The organism is Acetivibrio sp. MSJd-27 (assembly GCF_018918095.1).
Lineage (GTDB): Bacteria > Bacillota > Clostridia > UMGS1840 > HGM11507 > HGM11507.
Genome location: NZ_JAHLPV010000017.1, coordinates 14,616 through 30,392, shown reverse-complemented (window position 1 = coordinate 30,392; position 15,777 = coordinate 14,616). Strand labels below are relative to the sequence as shown.

The following is a 15,777-nucleotide window of genomic DNA, read 5'->3' as shown; positions in this document are numbered from 1 at the left end:
TTGTCATTTTCTGCGGAAGGGTTGAACATCCCTTCATTTTGTTGTAAACTGAAACAAAATGAATAAGAACTGGAGGTTTTCTGAATTGAAAAAAATCGGATTGCTCGGTCTTGGTTTTATGGGTTCTACACACAGTGAGGTTTACAAAATTCTCTGTGCTCAAATGGATATTTGTGTTTTTGGCGTCTGTGATCAGAAACAGGAGAATGCCTTGCATGCTTCCCGTGTTCATGGTGCAAAACTTTATAGAACAGCAGAAGAAATGATTGAAGATCCGGAAATTGATGTCATCGATATATGCTTGCCTACTTACCTCCATTTTTCTTATGCGAAGCTGGCAATGGAAGCCGGAAAAGACGTTTTCATTGAAAAACCGGTTGTCCTCTCAGCGGAAGAGGGAATCAAACTGCTGGCATTGCAGAAAAAAAATGGATGCCGTGTTATGGTTGGCCAATGCATCCGGCTGTGGCCTTCCTATGTATATCTAAAAGAAACAATAGACAGTGGAAAATACGGTCCCCTGAAAAGCTTGGTTTTAAAACGGGTTTCTCCGCGTCCCTCGTGGGGATTTGAAAATTGGTATCAAGACAGAAATAAATCCGGCGGTTCCGTATTGGATCTGCAAATTCATGATCTGGATTTTATGCGCTACCTCTTTGGTGAGCCGGAAAACTTTTATGCGGCGGGAACCATAGACCACGCATTTGGCCTTTTTCTCTATCCGGACGGTTTGACCGTACAGATAGAAGGCGGATGGGATTTTCCGCCTTCCTTCCCGGTTTCGATGGAATACCGCGCTAACTTTACACAAGCTGCCATTGATTTTCAAGGAGGCACTGTTTTTGTCTATGAAAAGGATGGCCGGCAATTCAGCGCGAATATCGATTCCGGCATTGACTGCGGCAACTGCTTTGGCACAGAAGTTGCCGACCTTGCTGGATATTACAAAGAGTTAAAATATTTCTATGAATGTCTGTTAAACGGAAACGAAATCGTAATTGCCTCGTTGGAAGAAGGGGTAAAATCAATTCAATTAGCTTATAAAGAAATTGCAAAGGGTGGATTTTAATGTATAATATTGCCGTTATAGGGTGCGGCTATATGGGGCAGACACATTTGGAAGATATTTATTTAAGGGATAATATCTGTATCTATGGTGTCTGTGATTTAAACGAAGAGCGTGCTGGTCTTGTTGGAAAACGCTATCAGGCAAAGCATATTTATACCAATGCGGAGGAACTTATCCGTAAGGACGAGGTGGACATTGTTATCATCGCTACCTATCCCTCTTCCCATATGTCTCTTTTAAAGACGTGTATCAGGTACAGGAAACATGTCATTTGTGAAAAACCAATCACTAACACGCTGGAAGAAGGAAAAGAATTTCTGAGGCTGGTTCAGGCAAATCCTCATTTAAAAATTCTTGTCGGCCATATTCTGCGGCATAACGATACTTACGAGAAGGTTGCAAAGCTGATCCGGGACGGAGAAATTGGAAAACCAATCATTATGCGCATGGTTCAAAATCATAACACACCGCAATTTGATAAATATCTGTCCCTCATACGGGAAACCTCTCCCATCATAGACTGCGGTGTCCATTATGTCGATGTGATGCGTTGGTTCACAGGAGCGGAGGTTATAAATGTTTCCGGAGTCGGCGCACGGACGGAAGAAAGTGTACCGGATGATAAATATAACTATGGGCTGATGACGGTTACACTGTCGGACGGTTCCACCGGTTTTTATGAGGCTGGATGGAGCCATACAATCGCTACGGATAATACCAAAGAATTTATCGGTCCGAAAGGAAGAATAAAAATTACATATCAAAAAGATCGTACCACTCACAAGGAAAATGGAAACTTGATTGAGATTTTCCGCTATCCCGAAAATAGAACGGAATTTATCAATGTACCCTATCATCTAAAGCCTACCGGAGCTCAGCTGGATTATCTGATCCGCATGATTGAAGAGAATCTTCCCGCCAATCCCAGCATTGAAGAAGTTTATAAGAGCTTTGAAACCGTCTGTAAAGCAGATGAAAGCATTCGGCGAAATATGAATATAGAATAAACAAAAAAATATTTTTCTTAAAATATCTCAGGCTGCAAAAAATGAAGGGATATTTCGTCAGAATCAATCCGTAGGCATACGAGGGTACGGTAGGATTGATTTCGACGAAAAGCAAGTAATGCCAATGGTTCCTCGATGGAGCCATCGGCATTTTTCATAACATAGGAAATTGCGCGGAATCGTGCGCAATTGCATGTTTCAAAAAACAGCGTGCAAAGCGCGGCTGCGTTTTTCGGAAGGAAAAACTTTTTTATAACAAGATGGAATCACTTTTGCAACAAAATGTTGCAAAAGCTGGCTTGCAGGCGTTTCAACCTCGCGAAGCGGAGGATATATGCCTGCAGTTATAATGGAATTCATTCCATACATTTCTTTTATTTCTATCTTTTCTCAGTTATTCCTTGCGGTAGACCGAGTTTTTTGACAGTCTGAACGGCAATGGATTTCTCTCCATTGCCGTTACTTATTTTCTAACAATTTCATAAAGATGAATGACGCTCTAGGACTTTTTTGGGAAAAGAGATCTGTGGCAGGAGCAATCAGAAATCTTTCCACAAAATCCTTTCAAGACGCTGCGCCAGTTGTCAGTAGGCTTCCGATTGCTCAAGTTTTTGAACTGCTATACTGGTATACACTAAATTTCCTGCTATCCGCTCTGATTTCATCAAATGTATTTCGGGAACTCTCATGCAAACCGCTGGAAATGCCGGAAACCGCCATTCATCCATCCCAAAAAGAACCTCACGCCCTAGCGTCAAATGCGGTTTGTAGGGACGCTTTTCCAATAAAAATCCTTTTTCCCGCAATGACCTATCAAGGTTTTGATGAAGTGCATGAAGCGTCGGATTCTCTCTCACTCCCGCCCACCAGATATCTCCCTTGTCCCTTTTAAATTTTCCAAGTCTATTGAATTCGAGAGAAAAAGCCGGATTTTTTATCTGCTTCATCGCTTGTATGGCTGTCTTTGGATCGGATACTTGCCCCAAAAACAGCAATGTCAAATGCAAATTCTCCATCTTTGTAAAGTTGCCGTATTTCGAACACTGTTTCATTCTCTCTATTGTTCGTACGAATGCTTGTCTTGCAGACTCATCCGGCAAGATAGCAAAAAATAATCTCATTCTTTTATTCCTTCCTTCGCATCTGTCTTACCAGTTGCCTGATTGCAGGGGTTACCTGCCGGGATTCTATGATTTTAGACAATGCTTTTTGATAAGTAAATTCATCCAAAATGCCCTTTCTCAAAAAAAACATTGTTTCGTCAGGAAATCGAACAAAACATACAGAAAGCGCCCATGCCGCTGCCATCTGCGCATAATATTTCTCCAGTTTTACCTTGGAAAGCAAGAAAAATATCTCATCAATATGCTGTTCATCCACAAAGAAATCCAACGCCATTACAATGGCAAAGCGAATCTCAAATTCTTTTTGAGAGGAAAAATATGGATGAATAAAGTCCCATACCTCTTTTGGATATTGTTTTGCACATTTTAAGCCTATACAAAAACTGTCACAAATAGACCAATTATGGATTTTGGGAATAAAATTTTCAATGAGCTGAAAACGTTCTTCAATATTTGTCTCTACATATCCAATCACCATGCCTTGAAGCATAATCTCTTCAAAATAAGTATCTTCGGCAGACATCAAATAACTTCGCCAGTCAGCCTTTGCAATGGACTTAGCTAGCTTACGAAGGTTGGGAAGCCGCACACCAATCATTTTTTCCCCATTCGGTATCAGTGCGGAAGAGAACTTGCGATACTCTTCTTCCGACATTTGCAGCAGTTGTTCTTTTATTTTATCCAAAAGCCCTTCTCCCCATTTCAAAATAAATAATTTGTTCTTCGCATAACATAGAAATTTTGAATCATCTTTCAAATCGAATTTGATTATAACAAGATGGAATCACTTTTGCAACAAAATGTTGCAAAAGATACCTTGCAGGCGTTTCAACCTCGCGAAACGGAGGATATATGTCCGCCGCTTGATTCGATAATGCAGTACCCTCCACCTAAAAGAGGCGAGGGACAACTCAACAAGGTTATATCACAATAACGAAGGTGGTGGAATATCGCCGCAGTATCGTAATTCAATCGTTCTTAAGAAACTCTTGGCATTTTCAATGTCTTAGAGGTTCGTGAGATTATCTATCATGCAACAATGAAGATGGCAGAATGTCATCGGGAATATTGCATTTCAATGTTCTCCGAGACACAGAAATCTCCGATTTCGTTTTGTTTCGTGAGGTTATTATACCACAACAACGAAGGCGGCGGAATGTCGCCGCAGTATTGTGATTCAATCGTTCTCCAAGCCTCTTAACATTTTCAATGTTCTAGAGGTTTGTGAGGTTATTATACCACAAAAGTCAGCGCCTGTCATCAAGCAGCATTCAACTCTTCATAAGCCTCATCTGTGGTATCCGCGGAAAACAAAAAATTTCCCAGACGATCATAGACTTCAACATGCCCGTTTACATACTTTATCATTACATCCATGTTCAAACGTCCTTTCTTTGCTTCTTTTTTCTTTATTATAACATCTATACTGTCCTATAAAACGGACACTTCTTGGATATAAAGTATATACTTAAGCATTTTTAACGCATTGTTAAGCCTTTCTTTCAATTTTAAATAAGGCTCCCCTGTTATAAAGATTCAACAAAACTTTACATACTATTTTTGAAGCATGAAATTTCGTATACTCCCGCCCCATTTCCTATATCATAAAAAAGCACCACTGTGAATATCACAGCGGTGCAAACCTTATTCATAATCTACAACATCAAGCCATCTCATACAGAGGTCCTTTTCTTCCGCTTTTTTCTCTGCAAGCTGTGCAGCAGCCACAATCGGAAGCCATTCCTGTACATATTTCTTAGAAGTATTTGTTTTTTGACAGAAAAGATTGAGATATTTCTCTGCACTCTGAGGATAATCCAATGCCAAAAGCAGATACGTTTTTCCAACATCCGCACTAGCATTTCCTTGTGTCGCAGCAACCCAGTCCACAATATAAGTTTTTCCGTCATTTGTAATCAATATATTTTCCGGACTGAAATTTCCGTGGCACACTTTGTTGTGTTTTTTTATACTGTCTAAACGCGTCAGCAAATCATATTTCTTGACATCATCAATTTCATCCAAATTCTGAATTTTGGTATGTAGCTGATCCTTTAGTTTATTAAGCAAAGGAGATCTCTTCGTATGCACTTCCAATTGCAAATCCAGCATCTTTTCGATGTATTCGTCAATTTTATCCGGATTTTCCTGCATCAGCTGTGCAAGTGTCCTTCCCTCAACATATTCCATTTTGATGGTCCATTTTCCATCAAAAATACCTACTTCATATATTTTGGGCACAGGAAGACCTGTCTCCTCAATTCTAGCATGTGTCAGTGCTTCAAACAAAGCCATTGTTTTTGGTGAATCCTCATGAAATACCTTGGATACCATTCCATCTTCCAAATAGACATCGACCGTTGCGCTTGAAGAAATTAATTTTTTCATATGAATACCTCCTAGCAGTAATTTGTATCAGTCAGAAGAAACAACTTATTTCTTTATAGATATTATACAACTTTTCATTAAAATTGTAAAGCAAATTAGCAAAATACGACAATTTTATTTTTATTTTTAGAATTATCTTTTCTCTTCTTTCCAAACATTGCTTTTATTTCTCTGCAAAACGCACTCTCCATATTCTAAGGTTAAAAATTTCTTCGCTTTTTGTGAAATAATTATTGACATTTTCATGTTTTATCTGTATAATATATTTGTTACGCGAGGGTGGCGGAATAGGCAGACGCGCACGTTTGAGGGGCGTGTGGTTAACACCATGTGGGTTCAAGTCCCATTCCTCGCACCAAAAGCATCATGTTAATGCATGGTGCTTTTTCTATGCCTTCTTGCAGCGAATAGTATGTCCTCTGCTTGCAAAAATACAAACGAATCTGGGATAAAATAATTTTAAATAATATAATGTCTTCTACCTCTTAGGCGGCGGGTTCCACTTCATTTTTCTATCTACCATAGAAACGTTGCATTCCGGTGCTTTGCCCCTTATTGAAAAAAGTTTTCAATTCTGAAAAATGCAATTACGCACAATTTCCTATTTTATAAAAATAAAGCCACCCTCATGGCAGCTTTATTATCATTGCATAAACTTATAGGTAACAGCTAAAGCGACGGTCAACACACCAGTCAAAGCGAGAATTGTCAATATAACAAAAAAACGGAGATACCACTTGATTGATTGAATATCTTTTGCCTGCTTTAAGAGGATCCTTCTCAGCTCGCTCTCACAATGGCTTATACTGTTCTCCGCCATTTCTTCCTTCTTAAATAGTTCCACATTTTTCTCCATCTTGTTCTCCCCTTTTATCTAATAATTTTTATTATATTTTAAATTATAATATAAATTTTCAAAAAAGACAACTTGAATTGGAAGAAAAAATGAAATATACTAAAAATAGATAGGCTTTTAACTTTCTGTCATAATTAGCGGAAAATATGATATCATTTAAAGTCGTTTAAACAGCAAAACATCTCTGAAGAGAATCTAAATAATTACCGTTGTATTGTGTTCTTTTCTGTAGCTAGTACTTAAATTATAAACTTTTGCGGGGCAAATGTTATCATAAAACATTTATACAAGTGAGGGACATGTTCAGCAGAGTTATAAAAATAATATGGAATTGAGGGTTATCACATGAATATGAACATTGACTTTTTAAAGTTGGCAGCGGAGCGGTACTCCGTGCGCAGTTTTACCACACAGCCCCTGGCACAGGAAACCATTGATCTCATTTTAAAGGCAGGGCATTTGGCTCCTACAGGCTGTAATCTTCAGCCCCAGCGGCTTCTTGTCATTAATAATGAGGAAGCGGTTGCAAAACTGCGCAAATGTACGAAGTGCCATTTTAACGCTCCCACTGCAATACTCATATGTTATAATAAAGCGGAATGCTGGGTGAGGAAATATGATGGCAAAACCTGCGGTGAAATTGACGCAAGTATCGTCACCACACATATGATGCTAGAAGCCACAGCACTTGGTGTGGGTACAACTTGGGTAATGCATTTTGATCCTGCAGCTATAAAAACGGAGTTTCATATTCCGGATAAAATAGAACCCGTCGCCCTGCTTGTGATGGGATATCCTGCCTCCGATGCAAAGCCATTCGCTGGACATTCGGAGTTCAGACCGCTGGAAGAGCTCGTTATGTATAATACATTTTGATTGCTGTCGTTTCACTTCTGGGCAACAGCCTTATTTTTACACGATTGAATAGCATTCAAATTATAGACAGAAACCAAATCCATAGCAAATGATAATAATCAAAAAGTCTGCCATCCATATGGATAGCAGACTTTTTATCTTTTGGTGCTATTTATCCCCTGCGAGAAGATTTTCTGCATAACGATGCAATTCATCCAACGACTGTACACTATCCGCCCTCTCTCCAATCATATCTCTGATATAATCAGGCAAGGAATTAAAATATTTCTGTGCTTCGCTGTTTTGGGAAAGCAAAGCATGGAGTCCTTCCCGCGCAAATGAATTTGATTTTTCAAACATCTTATATCACCTCGCAGCTAGTTTCTGCAAAAACATTTTTTTCATACACTTTGTTCAACATTTTCCATTCACTGCATAGAATAAGAACAGAGAACAGCATCTTAAGAGGGACATGCAGTCAAAAAAGGAGATTAAAAAACATGATCAAAATTTTTATTGACCCGGGACACAACTATTCCGGTTGGGATACAGGGGCAAATGGAAAAAATGCGCGTGAACAGGACATCACCTTTCAAGTAGCATACCGCCTTCGTGATATTCTAAGAACCAATTATATTGAGGTAAAAATGTCTCGTAACAATTTGGAAGATAATCTTGGAAGCAGTGTTAATTCCAGCTTAAAAGCCAGAGTCGATTCCGCCAACCAGTGGGGTGCAGATTACTTTGTTTCCCTGCACTGTAACAGTTACACAACTGAGGCTGCTAAGGGAACCGAAACTCTCATCATCTCAAAAGGCGGCAAAGCGGAACAATTAGCCTATTCCATCAACCGCAATATTGTTGAACAGCTTGGAATGTATGACAGAGGAGTGAAGGAACAAAACCTATATGTATTGCGCAATACCAACATGCCTGCTGTTCTTGTCGAAATGGGATTTATCACAAATGAAACAGATGAATGGAAATTGATGAACCAGCAGCAGGAATTCGCCAATGCAATTGCTGATGGAATATTAGGCTATTTAGGTATTCAAAAGCAGGATACCGTAGACAATGAAGTCGTCACAGTAGAATATCAAGGAAAGCAAATAACCGGTTATCTTTATAATGATACCACCTATGTAAAGGTACGACAAATTGCAGCTTTGCTTGATAAAAATGTTGAATGGATCGGCAATGAAAATAAAGTGATTCTGACAGATGAAAATTAGTTTCTTAGAATTCCAGACGATAAAAAAATCTTTCTTTTCGAAAAACGCAGACGTACTTGGCACTCTGTTCTTGAAACACGAAACTGCGTATGATTCCATGCCGCTTCCCATGTTATAAAAAAAGACGCTGCCTTAAAACAGCGTCTTTTTAAAATTCGTATGAACTCTTTGTAATGTGCAAAACATATTAGCTCTTCCAAGAAAAACTTACCACATTTTTTCGTCTGCTTACCTCCCATAAGATATTTTGTTGTATATGGTTGTATAATTATTATACATATAATTACATATAATGTCAAAGGTGTAAAAACTCTACTTTTGTCATAATAAAACAAGTCTTGTCGACCCATAATTGAGTTTTACCCTTTACAATTGTCTGAACGGCAAAGCAGTAAGATTCCACCGATAAGATTAACAAATAATAAGGCACACACTTTTAAGCCTGATCCAGTTGGCTCATCTCTCTTCATTTTTCCACAAATTGAAATTGTGATTGGCAGGCACCAAGCAAGAGGGATAAGTAGCCACCCCTGTAATATACAACCTAAGATTAAAAAAATCTTACTTGCTACTGCAAGTCCATCTTTTCCACCGTTTTCTTTGCCTACTTTCTCTGGCGAAACAGCACATCCACATTTCGTACATAGAATTGCCTGATCATGAATTTCTGCTCCGCATTGTTGGCAAAATTTTACAATCCCCCCCCTTATCTACTCACAAAATATATTTAGTAACATATTGTTACAATTGTGTCAAGAGGTGTTTTTATGAAAGGTTTAAAAATAATACGAAAAGAAAAAAATTTGAAACAATTAAAAGTAGCATTGGACTTAAATATATCAAGAGAGGCCCTATCATATTATGAAAATGGCAGACGTGAACCGAGTCTTGACATGTTAAATAAGCTTTCTAAATATTTTAATGTGTCTATTGATTTTTTGATCAATGATGAAGAGTTAAAAAAACGTTAAATAAAGGAGAAAACAATATAGATACGAGCCTTTTTATGAAACAAATATAAAAAGGTGAATTTTATTTTACTTTGTGTAACAGCAAAAAATTTTATAATGACCGACAGGGAATTTGTCATATATATCATATCAGTCAATGGGAGATGAAGATGTTCAGCAAATATTTCATTTCTTAGCTATTATTCATATGGCGAAAACACATTTCCCTCTCCACAGGCGAATTTCATTGAAAAAAGCACTTCCAAAGAAGTGCTTTTTGATGGCGTGCCCGACAGGATTCGAACCTGCGGCCTCAAGAGTCGGAGTCTTGCGCTCTATCCAGCTGGGCTACGGGCACATAAAAATAAGAGCGGGTATTCCAGCTCTTATGAAAAGATGGTGACCCATAGGGGAGTCGAACCCCTGATTTCACCGTGAGAGGGTGACGTCTTAACCACTTGACCAATGGGCCATGCTTCATTACGGATATTATTTTAACACATATTTTAAATGAATGCAATATAATTCAGAAAAATATTGAAATTTTTTTCTTGTCCTGAATCATAGTCCGCTTGCTTTTACAGAAGCAGGAGAACATATGAGCAAGGTTATAAAACAAAATTTTCCTTTCATTGCTCCCTCTTCCTCCCATTCTATGTTGAAAAATTGCGCTGAAATTCTGAAAACTCAGTATTTAACACCGCGATTTTCTATGGAAAAACAATGACACAGCGCAAAGGCTGTGTCATTTCTATTATTATCATAAGATGAAAACACTTTTGCATTTCAAAAGCTAATCTTCAAGCGGTCCAATCTCCCAGTGTGGGCATACTAAAATTAGGCGCCTAATCACACAATAGATGCATGGGATAGATTAACCAGGCAATAAATATATCTTTCACTATAGATTTGTGAAAGATACATCATCCAAATCCATAGATTGCTGACCACTGGCATCTACAACAAAAGTTATAATAACAGCGGTTGTATTTGCAGGGGCAGCAGAAGTGTTGATCTTATAAAAACCGAAATCACGATTGCTGTTAGGCATATCTTGTTGACGGATTGTCAAAGTACCGCCTGTAATCTGCTGGGTTGGGGTCACAAAAGTAACCCGCGCAGTTAAGCCAACCTGTGCGCCTTCCCCTCTGGCAAAGAAAGAAAGCTGATAGAAACAGCCGCCAGGAACCCCTTCTATTCTCTGTGATAACTCTGTATTATCTTTCATGTTAACCGAATAATTTCCAGAATGGACACGTCCTTGAGCAGATTCGGAAGAAATACCGTTTTGGTTGACAAATTGCCAGCCGCTTGGACGATTATTACTGACTGCTTCCATACCACCATTTGTAATACGTTCTCCATTGTCACAAGGACAAGTGCAAGTTCCAGTTGCGCCTGTTGCTCCAGTAGCGCCTGTTGCTCCTGTTGCCCCAGTAGGACCGGTAGATCCTGTTGCTCCCGTTGCGCCAGTAGGACCAGTCGGACCGGTTGCACCCCGCCAACCTCTACAGCAACATCCATCATTGCAATGTGACGGACATGGTGATGGACAAGGACGGCATCTATGATCCGACCAGGAACAATCTTGCTCTTCAAATGATTCCTGGGCAAAATAGGCATCCCACCAGTTATCATCCCCGCCTACTCTATTCGAATTATAGTCGAAAAAATTTTTCACATTTCACACCTCAGTTATGATTGTTGGAGAAATTCTCTTTTCTGTTTCAGAAAATATTGATTATTCAGTAAAAACTTTCTCCGTTATCCAACGATTCAGCGGGAGTGTAATCTCCCGCTAAAAAAGAAAGTGCTTATTAGCCGCCTGGAGAGACGGCGGACAGCTTTCATTATAATCTTCTAACTGCAAATAAAGCTAATTTCTCAATAACATCATATGTCAACAAAAAAAGAAAGTGAAAGAAACTCGTCTTAAGCATTGGAGAGTCGAACCGAATGTGAAACCAATCTTTCTTTTCAACGGCCTCCATTCAATTTTTCGCGCATTTTCAACAGTACCTTTTTCTCTATTCGTGAAACCTGAACCTGTGATATCCCCAGCATAGAAGCAATAACCTGCTGCGTTTTTCCTTGAAAGTAGCGAAGTATAATAATCTGACGTTCCCTTTTTTCCAGTTCTCTTATCATCTCTTTCAATGTGATTTTATCGATTAATTCTTCCTCTGTTCCAAGGCTTTTATCCTCAATTTTATCAATCAAACGCAGGCTTTCATCGTCTCCCACAGAAGCGTCTATGGAATCCGGCTTTTCCACCGCATTCAGTGCACAGATAAGTTCTTCCGCATCTACTCCCATTTCCTCTGCAAGCTGATAGACAGTAGGATGCCTTCCTGTCTCTTTTTCCATTTTTTCAATGGCGTACTTCGCCCTGACTGCCAGTTCTTTTAAACTTCTTGAAACTTTGATCGTCCCGTCATCGCGCAGAAAGCGCTTAATTTCTCCCATAATCATAGGAACTGCATAGGTGGAAAATTTCACCTCATAACTGAAATCAAATTTCCGAACCGCCTTTAAAAGTCCCATCATGCCTAATTGATGGATATCCTCCGCATCAACACCGCGGTTATAAAATTTTTTGGCGATACTGCACACCAAACCAGTGTTGCAGTCTAAAAAACATTCTAACGCCGCCTCGTTCCCATCTTTTGCTTTTCTTAAAAGCTCTGTCATGTCCGGGCTGCCACATTCTATTGTATGTACCATATCAATTGCCCTTTGCAAATGTTTTTCTCATGACAACCTTTGTCCCTTCGGATAATGCAGAAAAAACCTCCACTTGATCCATAAAGGTTTCCATTACGGTAAATCCCATCCCTGAACGCTCCTCGCCGTCACAGGTGGTAAAAAGCGGCGTTCTGGCTTCATCTACATCTGCAATACCTGCACCTTTATCTAAAATCGTAATTTCAACGCAGCGGTCTTCAAATATCCTTATCATCATTGTAACCACGCCAACCGCATTTTTGTATCCATGAATGATTGCATTGGTCACTGCCTCAGATACCGCGGTCTTGACATCGCTCATCTCTTCGATATTGGGATCCAGCTGTGCGATAAATGCGGACGCAGTAATCCGCGCAAAGGATTCGTTACTGGATTTGCTCAAAAATTCAACTTTCATTTCGTTTAAAATATTCATCTTATCTCATACCTCCTTTGAAGCTGTCCTCTTTCTTCAATATTGAAATATACTTGTCAAGTCCGCCCATATGAAGCATTTTTTCTACATTAGGATTCGGATTGGCTACGGATACCTTTCCGCCTACCACTGCCATATTTTTTACTCTTCCCATGATAACACCGATCCCGGAACTGTCCATAAAGGTCAGATTTTCAAAATCAAAAATCAAACAGTGGTAAATACCGCTTGTCAGTTTCAGATCTACCTTCTCCCGGATTCCCGATGCGGAATGATGATCCAACTCTCCGTATAGCTTTGCAACGAGGGTTGTACCATTTGTTTCAAATACGATTTGCATAAAAGCTTACCTCCTTATCATTTCCTTTTAAAAAGGACAAAAAAATTCTCTTTGGTGAAGTCTTCCTGATTAAGACCAAGAGGTCTTAACTCTATAACACTTTATTCCCAAAGAGAATAATTTCGTCAAAACTTTGAAAAACCCTTTGTTGAAAAGGCTCTAGTTTTCCGTTTTTTTATGAAGTTGTCGTGCTTTTATCTCATTTTTCACATTGCCCACAAAATAGAGAGAACCGCACAGCACGTAAAACGTACCGGCGTTTTCCGGCTTCATCAGAGTCTCTGCAGCCTGTCGAACCGTGGGGATTATCCCCGATTTCATTCCTTGATTCGCCGCAAAACGGCAAAGTTCTTCTGGATCAACTGCTGCCATTTTATCGTATGCAGTAAAATAAAATTCCGCATTTTTTCCTGCTTTATCAAAAAGAACAGAGAGCATCTGTTCATATTTTTTTTCTTTTCCGATGGAAATCATAAAAACCGGCTTTTGTATATTGTGGAAGGCAAGAGCAGACATTAAAGCTCTTATCCCCATTTCATTATGCGCTCCGTCGACTAAAACATTCGGTAATATTTTTTCCATTCTACCCGGAAAACAAACAGTTGAAACGCCCTCCTGCCTTGCTTTTAGAGGTATTCCAAGCAGCAAAAGACTTGCAATTGCCAAGCCACAGTTACGTATCTGATGTTCCCCTAACATATGAATGCGGTACTTCTCATGTAAAAATGTAAAAGATATTCCCTCTAAATCCGCTGAACAGATACGAAGCTCTTTCGGATCAATGGGCTGAAACGGCGCACCTTTTTGTTTTGCCTGTTCCTTTATCACTTGAAGTGCTCTTTCATCCATGAATGGATCACAAAGTACCGGACAGCCTGGTTTGATGATACCGCTTTTCTTTTCCGCAATCTCTTCCAATGTATTTCCAAGAATATGCGTGTGGTCCAAACCGACGGAAGTAATGATGGACATTACTGGTTTTTCAATGATATTTGTGGCGTCCAGAAGACCGCCCATTCCGGTTTCCAACACCACATAATCACAGTTTTGTTCGGCAAAATATAAAAATGCAATGGCTGTTACAAACTCAAATTGTTTCGGAAACCTTCCGCATTCCCTTTCCGCTCTTTCCGCCGCCGGCTTCACTTTGGCAGAAAGACGGACAATGTCGTCATCTGAAATCAAGTTTCCGTTTACACGCATCCTCTCGTTGAAGATTTCCAAAAAGGGAGAAAGATATAAACCGGTTCGGTAGCCGGCAGCAACAAGTGATGACGCAATATAATTGCAGACGGAACCCTTTCCATTCGTGCCCGCCACATGAATAACCTTCAAAGTCTGCTGGGGATTCCCCAACTCCTGCATCATCACTTTCATTGTTTTCAAATCAGTTTTATCCGTAAATTTTTTTATACTCCATATATAATTTAATGTTTCTGTGTAATTCATAACTATCCTACTTTACCTAAATCTTTTTTACTGACACAAAAAAGCTGTTCCATGCAAATGCATCAAACAGCCAAATTTCCTATTCGTTTTCTTTTGGATTGACGATATTTCTCCAATCCAAATCCCCGCGCTCCAAGCCCTTAATCAAAACCTCAGCAGAGGCAACATTGGTTGCCAAGGGGATATTATGCACATCGCACAAACGGAACAACGCATTTACATCCGGTTCGTGTGGCTGAGCAGTCAGAGGATCCCGGAAAAACAGAACCAAGTCAATCTCATTGTAAGCAATTCTGGCTCCTATTTGCTGGTCGCCCCCCTGCGGACCGGATAAAAACCGATGAACGGGAAGTCCGGTAGCTTCCGCTACAAGTCCTCCGGTAGTGCCAGTTGCATAAAGCGTGTGATTCTTTAAAATCGGTTTATATGCAATGCAAAACTGAACCATTAACTCTTTTTTCATATCATGCGCAATCAATGCGATATTCATATGTACTTCACCTCATTTATTATTTATCGGGATCGTTTACGAAAGAAGAAGCGGGAAGAACCGCTTAATTTAGTAATCGGAACATTTTCTCCAAGAATTCTCTTTGCAATGTTATAGAATTCTTTTCCTGCTTTGGAGGAGGATTCGTTAACCGGAAGAATATTACGCTTTAAGCTTTTTAACACAACCTCATCTTCCTCCACAATACCAATCAGAGGAATCTGAAGAAGATTTAATATCTCATCAACATTGAGTGTATCGCCGCGGCGCATCATCTGCGGCCTGACACGGTTGATAATCAATCGGATCTCCCGCATCTCAGCTGCCTCCAAAAGGCTGATGATCCTATCACTGTCGCGCACAGAAGTCATCTCAGGATTGACCACCACAAAAGCGCAATCCGCTGATGCAATAGCACTTTGAAAACCCTTTTCCATACCAGCAGGGCTGTCAATAATAATATAATCATATCGATCTCTGAGACGGCGAAACATTTTTTTAAACTTCTGCGGCTCCAAAGAATCTTTCCCTATCGTCTGGGCAGCTGGCAGAATATCGACTCCACCATAGCCTTTTAAGGTAAAAACCGCTTTTTCTACAGAGCACTTTTCGTCCAATACATCCATGATATCATAGACAATAACGTCATTGATCCCAACAGCCAAGTCCAGATTCCGAAGTCCGATATCCAAATCTGCCATCAGAACACGTTTTTCCATTTTTGCAAGGGCAACCGCAATGTTAGAAACGGCAACTGTCTTACCAACTCCTCCCTTGCCGGAAGAAACAACAATTATCTTGCCCATATAGATACTCCTTTATCTCTATTGGAATTATTATAGCACAGGTAACCTGTA

General features: G+C 39.6%; 17 protein-coding genes and 3 tRNA genes. 6 read left to right on the top strand and 14 right to left on the bottom strand.

Annotated elements, in window-relative coordinates; all coding sequences use genetic code 11:
• Positions 1-85 precede the first annotated feature (85 nt).
• Together KQI32_RS07475 and KQI32_RS07470 are read left to right on the top strand one after the other, a co-directional pair.
• Positions 86-1,069, top strand: coding sequence for a Gfo/Idh/MocA family protein (locus KQI32_RS07475; protein WP_216424546.1), 984 nt, complete (start codon positions 86-88; stop codon positions 1,067-1,069).
• Positions 1,069-2,076, top strand: a complete 1,008-nt coding sequence (locus KQI32_RS07470) for a Gfo/Idh/MocA family protein (RefSeq protein WP_216424545.1) — start codon at positions 1,069-1,071, stop codon at positions 2,074-2,076. The genes KQI32_RS07475 and KQI32_RS07470 overlap by 1 nt, the downstream gene beginning before the upstream one ends.
• A 584-nt stretch (positions 2,077-2,660) precedes the next feature.
• Here KQI32_RS07470 and thpR read toward each other — a convergent pair.
• The 3 genes from thpR to KQI32_RS07455 all read right to left on the bottom strand — a co-directional run bounded on the left by thpR (position 2,661) and on the right by KQI32_RS07455 (position 5,588).
• Complete coding sequence (gene thpR, locus KQI32_RS07465; RefSeq protein WP_216424544.1) at positions 2,661-3,197, bottom strand: RNA 2',3'-cyclic phosphodiesterase; 537 nt, start codon at positions 3,195-3,197, stop codon at positions 2,661-2,663.
• Between the two features lie 4 nt (positions 3,198-3,201).
• Positions 3,202-3,885, bottom strand: coding sequence for a DNA alkylation repair protein (locus KQI32_RS07460; protein WP_253291109.1), 684 nt, complete (start codon positions 3,883-3,885; stop codon positions 3,202-3,204).
• A 959-nt stretch (positions 3,886-4,844) separates the two neighbouring features.
• Entirely contained in the window at positions 4,845-5,588 is a 744-nt protein-coding gene (locus tag KQI32_RS07455; protein WP_216424543.1) for a phosphotransferase family protein, read from the bottom strand.
• Between the two features lie 273 nt (positions 5,589-5,861).
• Here KQI32_RS07455 and KQI32_RS07450 point away from each other — a divergent pair.
• Positions 5,862-5,946: transfer RNA gene (locus KQI32_RS07450), tRNA-Leu, on the top strand.
• Positions 5,947-6,231: 285 nt separating this feature from the next.
• On the opposite strand, the gene KQI32_RS07445 is transcribed toward KQI32_RS07450, so the two are convergent.
• Complete coding sequence (locus KQI32_RS07445) at positions 6,232-6,444, bottom strand: hypothetical protein (protein ID WP_216424542.1); 213 nt, start codon at positions 6,442-6,444, stop codon at positions 6,232-6,234.
• Positions 6,445-6,789: 345 nt separating this feature from the next.
• Here KQI32_RS07445 and KQI32_RS07440 point away from each other — a divergent pair, with 345 nt between their 5' ends.
• Entirely contained in the window at positions 6,790-7,320 is a 531-nt protein-coding gene (locus KQI32_RS07440) for a nitroreductase family protein (RefSeq protein ID WP_253291108.1), read from the top strand.
• A gap of 147 nt (positions 7,321-7,467) precedes the next feature.
• Here KQI32_RS07440 and KQI32_RS07435 read toward each other — a convergent pair whose 3' ends face one another.
• Complete coding sequence (locus KQI32_RS07435) at positions 7,468-7,659, bottom strand: hypothetical protein (protein WP_216424541.1); 192 nt, start codon at positions 7,657-7,659, stop codon at positions 7,468-7,470.
• A 140-nt stretch (positions 7,660-7,799) separates the two neighbouring features.
• Here KQI32_RS07435 and KQI32_RS07430 point away from each other — a divergent pair, with 140 nt between their 5' ends.
• Positions 7,800-8,531, top strand: a complete 732-nt coding sequence (locus tag KQI32_RS07430) for an N-acetylmuramoyl-L-alanine amidase (protein ID WP_216424540.1) — start codon at positions 7,800-7,802, stop codon at positions 8,529-8,531.
• 767 nt (positions 8,532-9,298) lie between these two features.
• Positions 9,299-9,502 (top strand): helix-turn-helix domain-containing protein, encoded by a 204-nt coding sequence (locus tag KQI32_RS07425; RefSeq protein WP_216424539.1) that lies wholly within the window; start codon positions 9,299-9,301, stop codon positions 9,500-9,502.
• 260 nt (positions 9,503-9,762) lie between these two features.
• Here KQI32_RS07425 and KQI32_RS07420 read toward each other — a convergent pair.
• The 9 genes from KQI32_RS07420 to minD all read right to left on the bottom strand — a co-directional run bounded on the left by KQI32_RS07420 (position 9,763) and on the right by minD (position 15,726).
• Positions 9,763-9,839, bottom strand: a tRNA-Arg gene (locus KQI32_RS07420).
• A 39-nt stretch (positions 9,840-9,878) separates the two neighbouring features.
• A tRNA-Glu gene (locus KQI32_RS07415) sits at positions 9,879-9,953 on the bottom strand.
• Between the two features lie 429 nt (positions 9,954-10,382).
• Positions 10,383-10,820 (bottom strand): hypothetical protein, encoded by a 438-nt coding sequence (locus tag KQI32_RS07410; RefSeq protein ID WP_216424538.1) that lies wholly within the window; start codon positions 10,818-10,820, stop codon positions 10,383-10,385.
• Positions 10,821-11,458: 638 nt separating this feature from the next.
• Positions 11,459-12,205: a SigB/SigF/SigG family RNA polymerase sigma factor gene (locus KQI32_RS07405; RefSeq protein WP_216424537.1), complete on the bottom strand. Its 747-nt coding sequence runs from the start codon at positions 12,203-12,205 to the stop codon at positions 11,459-11,461.
• 1 nt (position 12,206) lies between these two features.
• Positions 12,207-12,641: an anti-sigma F factor gene (spoIIAB, locus tag KQI32_RS07400; protein WP_253291107.1), complete on the bottom strand. Its 435-nt coding sequence runs from the start codon at positions 12,639-12,641 to the stop codon at positions 12,207-12,209.
• A gap of 1 nt (position 12,642) precedes the next feature.
• Positions 12,643-12,981 (bottom strand): anti-sigma factor antagonist, encoded by a 339-nt coding sequence (locus tag KQI32_RS07395; protein ID WP_216424536.1) that lies wholly within the window; start codon positions 12,979-12,981, stop codon positions 12,643-12,645.
• Positions 12,982-13,140: 159 nt separating this feature from the next.
• On the bottom strand, positions 13,141-14,430 hold the full coding sequence (locus KQI32_RS07390; RefSeq protein WP_216424535.1) for a folylpolyglutamate synthase/dihydrofolate synthase family protein: 1,290 nt from the start codon (positions 14,428-14,430) through the stop codon (positions 13,141-13,143).
• 79 nt (positions 14,431-14,509) lie between these two features.
• Positions 14,510-14,920 carry a methylglyoxal synthase gene (mgsA, locus tag KQI32_RS07385; protein ID WP_216424534.1) on the bottom strand — a complete coding sequence of 137 codons (411 nt, stop codon included), beginning with the start codon at positions 14,918-14,920 and terminating at the stop codon, positions 14,510-14,512.
• 23 nt (positions 14,921-14,943) lie between these two features.
• Positions 14,944-15,726: a septum site-determining protein MinD gene (minD, locus tag KQI32_RS07380; RefSeq protein WP_216424533.1), complete on the bottom strand. Its 783-nt coding sequence runs from the start codon at positions 15,724-15,726 to the stop codon at positions 14,944-14,946.
• Positions 15,727-15,777 lie beyond the last annotated feature (51 nt).

Bases quoted from the DNA above. Each gene is read 5' to 3' on its own strand.
- KQI32_RS07470 (WP_216424545.1), top strand. From the start codon at position 1,069: ATGTATAATATTGCCGTTATAGGGTGCGGCTATATGGGGCAGACACAT.
- thpR (WP_216424544.1), bottom strand. From the start codon at position 3,197: ATGAGATTATTTTTTGCTATCTTGCCGGATGAGTCTGCAAGACAAGCA.
- KQI32_RS07455 (WP_216424543.1), bottom strand. From the start codon at position 5,588: ATGAAAAAATTAATTTCTTCAAGCGCAACGGTCGATGTCTATTTGGAA.
- KQI32_RS07445 (WP_216424542.1), bottom strand. From the start codon at position 6,444: ATGGAGAAAAATGTGGAACTATTTAAGAAGGAAGAAATGGCGGAGAAC.
- KQI32_RS07440 (WP_253291108.1), top strand. From the start codon at position 6,790: ATGAATATGAACATTGACTTTTTAAAGTTGGCAGCGGAGCGGTACTCC.
- KQI32_RS07435 (WP_216424541.1), bottom strand. From the start codon at position 7,659: ATGTTTGAAAAATCAAATTCATTTGCGCGGGAAGGACTCCATGCTTTG.
- KQI32_RS07430 (WP_216424540.1), top strand. From the start codon at position 7,800: ATGATCAAAATTTTTATTGACCCGGGACACAACTATTCCGGTTGGGAT.
- KQI32_RS07425 (WP_216424539.1), top strand. From the start codon at position 9,299: ATGAAAGGTTTAAAAATAATACGAAAAGAAAAAAATTTGAAACAATTA.
- KQI32_RS07410 (WP_216424538.1), bottom strand. From the start codon at position 10,820: ATGGAAGCAGTCAGTAATAATCGTCCAAGCGGCTGGCAATTTGTCAAC.
- KQI32_RS07405 (WP_216424537.1), bottom strand. From the start codon at position 12,205: ATGGTACATACAATAGAATGTGGCAGCCCGGACATGACAGAGCTTTTA.
- spoIIAB (WP_253291107.1), bottom strand. From the start codon at position 12,641: ATGAATATTTTAAACGAAATGAAAGTTGAATTTTTGAGCAAATCCAGT.
- KQI32_RS07395 (WP_216424536.1), bottom strand. From the start codon at position 12,981: ATGCAAATCGTATTTGAAACAAATGGTACAACCCTCGTTGCAAAGCTA.
- KQI32_RS07390 (WP_216424535.1), bottom strand. From the start codon at position 14,430: ATGAATTACACAGAAACATTAAATTATATATGGAGTATAAAAAAATTT.
- mgsA (WP_216424534.1), bottom strand. From the start codon at position 14,920: ATGAATATCGCATTGATTGCGCATGATATGAAAAAAGAGTTAATGGTT.
- minD (WP_216424533.1), bottom strand. From the start codon at position 15,726: ATGGGCAAGATAATTGTTGTTTCTTCCGGCAAGGGAGGAGTTGGTAAG.